Source organism: Rhodococcus sp. NPDC055112 (genome assembly GCF_053607505.1).
The window spans coordinates 23,666-31,629 of record NZ_JBSGTR010000065.1; the positions used below are offsets into that span (position 1 = coordinate 23,666).

At 69.3% G+C, this 7,964-nt stretch carries 9 protein-coding genes; 4 read left to right on the plus strand and 5 right to left on the minus strand.

What is annotated here, in order from left to right; translation table 11 throughout:
- The first annotated feature begins 100 nt into the window (after positions 1–100).
- Both ACWFRB_RS22500 and ACWFRB_RS22505 read left to right on the plus strand, forming a co-directional pair.
- On the plus strand, positions 101–1,060 hold the full coding sequence (locus ACWFRB_RS22500; protein WP_452643463.1) for a Dyp-type peroxidase: 960 nt from the start codon (positions 101–103) through the stop codon (positions 1,058–1,060).
- 38 nt (positions 1,061–1,098) lie between these two features.
- Positions 1,099–1,821 (plus strand): DUF1361 domain-containing protein, encoded by a 723-nt coding sequence (locus ACWFRB_RS22505; protein WP_452643464.1) that lies wholly within the window; start codon positions 1,099–1,101, stop codon positions 1,819–1,821.
- A 1-nt stretch (position 1,822) separates the two neighbouring features.
- Here the strand turns inward: ACWFRB_RS22505 and ACWFRB_RS22510 are convergent, their stop codons facing one another.
- From ACWFRB_RS22510 to purS, 5 genes are all read right to left on the minus strand, one after another.
- Positions 1,823–2,302, minus strand: coding sequence for a carboxymuconolactone decarboxylase family protein (locus ACWFRB_RS22510; RefSeq protein WP_452643465.1), 480 nt, complete (start codon positions 2,300–2,302; stop codon positions 1,823–1,825).
- Between the two features lie 17 nt (positions 2,303–2,319).
- Positions 2,320–3,393: an NAD(P)H-dependent amine dehydrogenase family protein gene (locus ACWFRB_RS22515; protein ID WP_452643466.1), complete on the minus strand. Its 1,074-nt coding sequence runs from the start codon at positions 3,391–3,393 to the stop codon at positions 2,320–2,322.
- A 50-nt stretch (positions 3,394–3,443) separates the two neighbouring features.
- Positions 3,444–4,517, minus strand: coding sequence for an NAD(P)H-dependent amine dehydrogenase family protein (locus ACWFRB_RS22520; RefSeq protein ID WP_452643467.1), 1,074 nt, complete (start codon positions 4,515–4,517; stop codon positions 3,444–3,446).
- A gap of 71 nt (positions 4,518–4,588) precedes the next feature.
- A complete protein-coding gene (purQ, locus tag ACWFRB_RS22525; RefSeq protein WP_452643468.1) occupies positions 4,589–5,266 on the minus strand; it encodes a phosphoribosylformylglycinamidine synthase subunit PurQ in 678 nt (225 codons plus the stop codon).
- Positions 5,263–5,499, minus strand: a complete 237-nt coding sequence (gene purS / locus ACWFRB_RS22530) for a phosphoribosylformylglycinamidine synthase subunit PurS (protein WP_027503415.1) — start codon at positions 5,497–5,499, stop codon at positions 5,263–5,265. Before purS ends, purQ begins: the two co-directional genes overlap by 4 nt.
- An 83-nt stretch (positions 5,500–5,582) precedes the next feature.
- Here purS and ACWFRB_RS22535 point away from each other — a divergent pair, with 83 nt between their 5' ends.
- Both ACWFRB_RS22535 and ACWFRB_RS22540 read left to right on the plus strand, forming a co-directional pair.
- Positions 5,583–6,230 carry an MBL fold metallo-hydrolase gene (locus ACWFRB_RS22535; protein WP_452643469.1) on the plus strand — a complete coding sequence of 216 codons (648 nt, stop codon included), beginning with the start codon at positions 5,583–5,585 and terminating at the stop codon, positions 6,228–6,230.
- 90 nt (positions 6,231–6,320) lie between these two features.
- On the plus strand, positions 6,321–7,943 hold the full coding sequence (locus tag ACWFRB_RS22540) for a long-chain fatty acid--CoA ligase (RefSeq protein WP_452643470.1): 1,623 nt from the start codon (positions 6,321–6,323) through the stop codon (positions 7,941–7,943).
- Positions 7,944–7,964: the final 21 nt, after the last annotated feature.

The window sequence follows — 7,964 nt, forward strand, 5'->3', positions numbered from 1 at the left end:
GCAACGACTCCACAGCGTCGCTGTCCCACCGTCGATTACCGTTGGGGCGCAGGGTCGATACCGCCGATGACCCAGATCACCACGCAGACCGGAGCCCACGATGACCGAATCGCCCCGCCCGCCACGGGCTCCCGAGTCCCAGACGGTGTCCAGCCCCCTCTCCCCTGCGGCCATCTTCCTCGTCGCGACCGTCGACGCGGGCGGTGAGCAGGCCACGCGCGCGCTGCTCGCGGACGCCGCGGGCCTCCGCCGGGCGGTCGGGCTGCGGGTACCGGGATCGGGCCTGGAACTGATCGTCAGCATCGGCTCGGACGCATGGGACCGACTGTTCGCCGGGCCGCGACCCGCCGAACTGCACCCGTTTCCTGCGTTGCGCGGCGGGAAACACCAGGCCCCGTCCACCCCTGGCGACCTGCTCTTCCACATCCGGGCGATGAGCCTCGACGCCTGCTTCGAACTCGCACACCAGATCGCCAAGCGGCTCGCGGGAGCGGCCACCGTCGTCGACGAGGTGCACGGGTTCCAGTACTTCGAGAACCGCGACCTGATCGGGTTCGTGGACGGCACCGAGAATCCGTCCGGGCGAGGCGCCGTCGCGGCGGTCACCGTCGGCGACGAGGACCCTGCCTTCGCGGGCGGCTCCTACGTGCACGTGCAGAAGTACCTGCACGACATGTCGGCATGGGAGGCGCTGCCGGTCCCCGAGCAGGAGATGGTGATCGGGCGCACCAAGCTCGAGGACATCGAGATGACCGACGACGTCAAGCCCGCGAACTCGCACGTCGCGCTGAACGCCATCAAGGACGAGGACGGCCGATCCCTGGAGATCCTGCGCGCGAACATGCCGTTCGGCCGCGTCGGCGACGGCGAGATGGGGACGTACTTCATCGGCTACTGCCGCACGCCCGCGATCACCGAACGGATGCTCGCGAACATGTTCCTCGGCGATCCGCCCGGCAACTACGACCGCCTGCTCGACTTCTCGGTGCCGGTCACCGGATCCGCGTTCTTCACCCCGAGTGCCGACTTCTTCGACGCACTGCCTGCGCCACCGCCGTGATCCCGACTTCGGGCCGGCAAACCCGATAGGTTTCGGCCATGGCGCTCGACACCCTGCTGCTGTTCGCGATCGGGCTCAACGCGTACGCCCTGCTGTTGATCTACCTGCGCTCGTGGCTCTACCGGGTCCCGGTATATCGGCCGATGGTGAAGAACTTCATGCTGTCGGTGCTGCCGCTGGCGGTGTTCCTCGCGGTCGCGATCGTCCTGGTGCTGACCGTCGGGTTCGTCTCCCGCGCTCTCGGGATAGCGGTGGGCACGGCGGGATTCGCGGTCTGGCTGCTGGCGCTGCCCAACTCCGGCTACCTGATCACCGAGCTCAACCAGAGCCATCGGCGCGAGGACGAGGCGGTCCCGCTCTGGTACGACATCATCGCGGTGCTCACCTTCGCCATGTCGGGTGTGGTCAACACCGTCCTCGGCGTGATGGCCGCTCAGCTGATGCTCACGGTCATGCTGTTCGGCGATTCGAACGCCGCGTTGGCGAGTGTGCCCGCGCGCAGCACCGCCGTCGTCATCATCGCGCTGGTGTCGGTGGGCATCTATCTCGGCAGATACCTGCGGCTCAACAGCTGGGACGTGCGGTCACCGCGGCGCATGTGGACGAAGGTCCGCGAGCATTTCGACTCCCGCGCCGCGGTGGGCAATTTCGCACTGTTCTGCCTGACGCACACCGTGTTCCTGCTGCTCATCTACGGCCTGATCGCGGGTCCGTTCCTCGATGCGATCGCCAACTCCCCGGACCTGGTCATCGACGAGTAGCTCAGTGCCCCGGCAACACGCAGACGCTGTCGAGGCCGAGCACGTGATTGAGCCGGCCGAACGCCAGCCAGGCACCGATGCTCATCGAGAGCTCGACGACCTCGGTCTGGGTGTAGTGCTCGAACATCCGGGTCCAGAACTCGTCGTCCAGCCCGTGGTGGTCGAGCGCGTACCGCTCCGCGTACTCGGCGGCCAGCCGGGTGCGCTCGTCGAAAACGTCTGTGGTGCGCCAGTTCTCGACCGCATCGTCGAATCCGGCCTCCACCTTCTTGCCGTCCCTTTCGGTGCGCCAGTCCTGGCAGAAGATGCAGCCGTTGATCTGCGCGATCCGCAGCCGCGCGGCTTCGAACGCACGCAGATCGATGGTCGAGTGTTCGTACACGGACAGCGAGAACTTCGAGGCCGCGATCCCGATGCCGGGGACCATCTCGCCCCACACGTACCCGATCGGGTCCTTGTCTTCGGGAATGTCGATGAGCATGGCTCGTCCTTTCGTGACTACCGTTTTCCGAGTTTGCCGACTGCTGGGCGCAGCGGGATGTCGAGCGCGTCGTAGATTCCGGGTTCCGCAGCCACCAGCCAGTCGATGGCGCTCACCAGTCGCCCGACCGCGGTCGCGTTTCCGCCCGCGGACCGGCTGCCGTCCTCGTCGGTGCACTCGACCGATACCTCGATGCGCGGGCGGCCCTCGATGATCACCCGGTGGGCGCCGTCGCCGTCCGGCGGCATCGGCCAGTCGGTGGCGCAGGTCGGGTGGATGCGGGTGACGTGTTCGATGACGATGCGGGGCTCGCCGTCGACGATGCCCTGCACCTCGAACCGCACGGCGCCCTGTGTGCCCGCCTCGAAATCGCCCATCGTCTTGGTGGTGACGGTGGCGTCGAGCGCGCGCCGGTCGAGGGTCTCGCGGATCTCCTCGAGCTCGACGCCGAGGGCCCGCGCCATCATCCGGATCTGCCCGCCCCACACCATGGTCGGGATCGTCGGCGCGATCATCGGCGGCAGGTAGTCCATCGGCTGGCCCATGCCGACCAGATAGCGCACCGAGTCGGGCTGGTCGTAGGTGGAGTAGTCGAAGATCTCCTGGCAGCGGATCACGTCGACGGTGCTGCCGAGCCCGCTGAGCAGCAGCGGCAGCACGTCGTTGCCCCAGCCGGGGTCGACGCCCGAGGCGAACATCGAGCCGCCACCCTCCGCGATGGCGGCCAGCACCGGGTCCAGGAGTTCCGCCGGGGCATTGGTCGGGTCGTAGAGCGGGTACAGCGCGGGACTGACGACGACGGCCCCGGCGCGGATCGCCCGGCAGATGTCCGCGAGGGCGTCGTCCGGCCGGATGTCGCCGGAGGCCGCGTACACCACCGCCCCAGGGCTGGCGGCCAGCACCGCCTCGACGTCGTCGGTCGCGGCGACCCCGAGCTCGGCGCCGAGGCCGGCCAGGTCGCCCGCGTCGCGTCCGACCTTGTCGGGGTTGTTCACGATCACGTTCGTGAGCTTGAGCGCCGGGTGCGCATCGACGGCCCTGATGGCCGCCCGGCCGACATTTCCGGTACCCCACACCACCGTTGAGATCATGGCCGGGACGCTACCCAACTGGAACACGTTCTCGTGGGCGTTCGGCCGACTCAGGCGGAGGCGTCCGCCAACTCCGGTGCGCTCGTCGGGCGCAGCGGGACGTCGAGCGCGTCGTAGAGTCCAGGGGCCTGTCCGGCGAGCCAGTCGATGGCCCCGACCAGCCGCCCCACCGACATCGCCTCGTCGCCGCTGGCGGGGGCTGCGCTGACGACGATCATCGCGACCTGCGCCTCGCCCTCGACGATCACCCGCTGCGTGCCGCTCTGCCCGTCAGGAGGGCTCGGCCAGTCCGGCGCGCAGGTCGGATCGATGCGGTTGACGTGCTCGATCACGATGCGCGGCTCACCACCGACGATGCCCTGCACCTGCACGCGCAGCGCGCCCTGCCCACCGGCGTCGAACTTGCCCATCGCGAAAGTCTCGATCGAGGCCTCGAGCGGCCGCCGTTCGAGGGTCTCGCGGATCTCGTCGAGTTCGACACCGAGCGCCCGGGCCATCAGCCTCACCTGACCGCCCCACACCGTCGTCGGCATCCTGGGCGCGATCATCGGCGCCAGGTAGTCCAGCGGCTCGCCCATGCCGACGAGGTAGCGCACCGAGCCGGGCTGGTCGAACCCGGAATAGTCCACGATCTCCTGGCAGTGGATCCGGTCGACGCCCGCGCCGAGCCCGCCGAGCAGCAGCGGCACCATCTCGTTCGTCCAGTCGGCGTCGACACACGTCACGAAGAGCGAGCCGGTGCCCTCCGCGATGGCGTCGCGGATCTCCTCACGCAGCTCCTGCCGATCGTCGCGATGGTCGTACAGCGGGTAGATCGACGGGGTCACCACGATCGCGCCGACCCGGAGCGCCGCGCAGATGTCGGCGACCACCTCGGCCGAGCGGATGTCACCGGAGGCCGCGTACACCACCGCGCGCGGGCCGGTCGCCAGGACCGCCGCGACGTCGTCGGTCGAGCGCACGCCGAGCGCCCGGCCGAGGCCACCGAGGTCGCCCGCATCGCGCCCGGACCTGCCGGGGTCGTGCACGAGCACGGCCGCCAGTTCCAGGCGAGGGTGCGCGTCGACCGCGCGAATCGCCGCGCGCCCGAAGTTCCCTGTCCCCCACACGATCGTCGAGATCATGGCCGGACGGTAGCAAAAAGGCGGACCGGATGACCGGTCCGCCCTTGTGCGGGATTCGACTCGAACTCTGCTCAGGCGGTGAGGACCGCGTCCAGCGCCGAGTAGAACATGCCGAGGCCGTCGTCACTGGGTCCGGTCAGCGACTCGGTCGCGTGCTCGGGATGCGGCATCAGGCCGACGATCCGGCCGTTCGCCGAGGCGATGCCCGCGATCGCGCGCTGCGAGCCGTTCGGGTTGTCGCCCGAGTAGCGGAAGACCACGCGGCCCTCGCCCTCGAGCTCGTCGAGCACCTTCTCCGACGCCTGGTACCGGCCCTCGCCGGACTTGAGCGGGATGAGGATCTCGGCGCCCGATTCGTACCTCGAGGACCACGCCGTCGAGGTGGACTCCACCTTCAGCCACTGGTCCCGGCAGATGAAGTGCAGGCCCTCGTTGCGGGTCAGGGCGCCCGGGAGCAGTCCCGCCTCGCAGAGCACCTGGAAGCCGTTGCAGATGCCGAGGACCGGCATGCCGCCTGCCGCGGCCTTGATGACCTCTTCCATCACCGGCGCGAACCGGGCGATGGCGCCGCAGCGCAGGTAGTCGCCGTAGGAGAAGCCGCCGGGCACGATGACCCCGTCGACGCCCTTGAGATCGGCATCGCCGTGCCAGAGACTGACCGCCTCGCCGCCTGCCAGGTTCACCGCACGGGCAGCGTCGACGTCGTCGAGGGTGCCGGGGAAAGTGATGACTCCGATACGGGCGCTCACTGGACTCGGGTGACCTTCCAGTCCTCGATCACCGTGTTGCACAGCAGTGACTCGGCGATCTTCTCCAGCTCGGCATCGTCGACGCTGTCGTCGACCTCGAGCTCGAAACGCTTGCCCTGGCGAACATCCGACACTCCGGTGAACCCGAGTCGGGGCAGGGCGCCGACAACTGCCTGCCCTTGGGGATCGAGAATCTCGGCCTTGGGCATGACATCGACAACGACACGGGCCACGTGCTGCTCCTCGCTAGGTGCTCCGGTGCGCCCGGGAATGATCCGCCGGGCAACAGGCAGTTTACCGGCGCATACTCGAACCCATGCGACTGACCCACTTCGGCCACTCCTGCGTGCTCGCCGAGATCGACGGGGCAACCGTCCTGTTCGATCCCGGCAACTTCTCGCACGGCTTCGAGGGCATCACCGGCCTGGACGCCATCCTCATCACCCACCAGCACCCCGACCACGCCGACCCGGCGCGGCTGCCCGCCCTGGTCGAGGCGAACCCGGGCGCGGCGCTGTACGCGGATCCGCAGACGGCGGGGCAGCTCGGCGGCCGGTGGACCGCGGTGCACGCGGGCGACTCGTTTGCCATCGGCGACGTCCAGGTCACCGGGGTCGGCGGGCAGCACGCGGTGATCCACCCGGAGATCCCGGTGATCGACAACACCGGCTACCTCCTCGGCGATCCGGCCGCGCCCGCGCGGCTGCTGCACCCCGGCGATTCCCTTTTCGTGCCCGAGCAGCCGGTCGATGTGCTGGCGATCCCGGCCGTCGCGCCGTGGATGAAGATCTCCGAGACCGTCGACTACCTGCGGGCCGTCGCGCCGCGGGTCGCGGTGCCGATCCACCAGGGCATCATCAACGACCCCGCGACCGGCATCTACTACGGCCGGCTGCGCGAGATGGGGCCTGCCGGAACCGAGTTCCTGGTGCTCCCGGGCGAGTCCGGCACCGAGGTGAGCTGACCCGCTGCGACGGTCATGGGGCGGACGAGCGCCCGCACGGTGAGGTGACTACGGTCACAGTCACCAGTCGCCGTCACACAGGAGTCACCCATGCTGAGCACGATGCAAGACGCCCCGCTGTCGATCGCCCAACTGCTTCGGCACGGGAGCACGGTGCACGGCGCGGCGGAGGTGGTGACCTGGACCGAGTCGGGGCCCCGCCGGACCTCCTACGCCGAGGTGGGCAGGCGCTGCGCGGCACTGGCGCACGCCCTGCGCGGCCTCGGTGTCACCGGCGACCAGCGGGTGGCGACGTTCATGTGGAACAACGCCGAGCACCTCGAGGCGTACCTGGCGGTGCCGTCGATGGGCGCTGTCCTGCACACGCTGAACATCCGGCTGTTCCCGGAGCAGCTGGTGCACGTGGCCAACCACGCCGAAGACCACGTGATCATCGTCGACGCGTCCCTCATCCCTCTGCTGGCGCCGCAGCTGCCGCAGCTGACCACCGTCAAGCACGTGATCGTCACCGGCACCTCCACCGCCGGGCTCGAGGCCCCCGAGGGGGTGCAGGTCCACACCTATGAGGGCCTGCTCGACGGCAAGCCCGGCGAGTTCGACTGGCCGGAGGTCGACGAGCGCAGCGCCGCGGCGATGTGTTACACCTCCGGCACCACCGGTGACCCGAAAGGTGTTGTCTACTCGCACCGTTCGATCTATCTGCATTCGATGCAGGTGTGCATGTCCGACGGCCCGAACCTCGCCCAGGGCGACCGCGCACTGGCGGTGGTGCCGCAGTTCCACGCCATGTCCTGGGGCCTGCCCTACGCCGCGTTCATGATCGGCGCCTCGCTGATCATGCCGGACCGCTTCCTGCAGCCCGCCCCGCTCGCCGAGCTGATCGCCGCCGAGAAGCCCACCCTCGCCGCCGCGGTGCCCACCATCTGGCAGGGCCTACACCTGCACCTCGAGCACCATCCGCAGGACATCTCCTCGATGCGGGAGGTGCTGATCGGCGGATCCGCGGTGCCGCCCGCCCTGATGCACACCTTCGAGGACGACCACAGCGTCTCGGTGCTGCACGCCTGGGGCATGACCGAGACGTCCCCGCTGGGTTCGGTGGCCCGTCCGCCCGCAGGCGCGACCGGCGACGAGATGTGGAAGTACCGCTACACCCAGGGCCGGTTCCCCGCCTCCGTGCAGGCCCGACTCGTCGGCGACGACGGCACCGTCCTCCCCAACGACGGCACCTCCGTCGGCGAGCTCGAGGTCCGCGGGCCCTGGATCACCGCGTCCTACTACGGGGTCGACGCGGCGGACAAGTTCGACGACGGCTGGCTCAAGACCGGCGACGTCGGATCGATCACGCCCGACGGCTACCTCAGCCTCTCGGACCGCTCGAAGGACATCATCAAGTCCGGCGGCGAGTGGATCTCCTCGGTCGACCTGGAGAACGCCGTGATGGGACACCCGTCCGTCGCCGAGGCCGCCGTCATCGGCGTGCCCGACGAGAAGTGGGACGAACGCCCCCTGGTCGCGGTGGTGCTGCGCGAGGGCGCCACGACGACCGTCGCGGAGCTGCAGCAGTTCCTGACGGGCAAGGTCGCCAAGTGGCAGGTGCCGGAGAACTGGACGCTGATCGACGCGGTCCCGAAGACCAGCGTCGGCAAGTTCGACAAGAAGCGCCTGCGCGCCGACTATCACGACGGCGGGCTGACGGTCACCCGACTCTGATCGTGTGAAACGGGGCGCGAC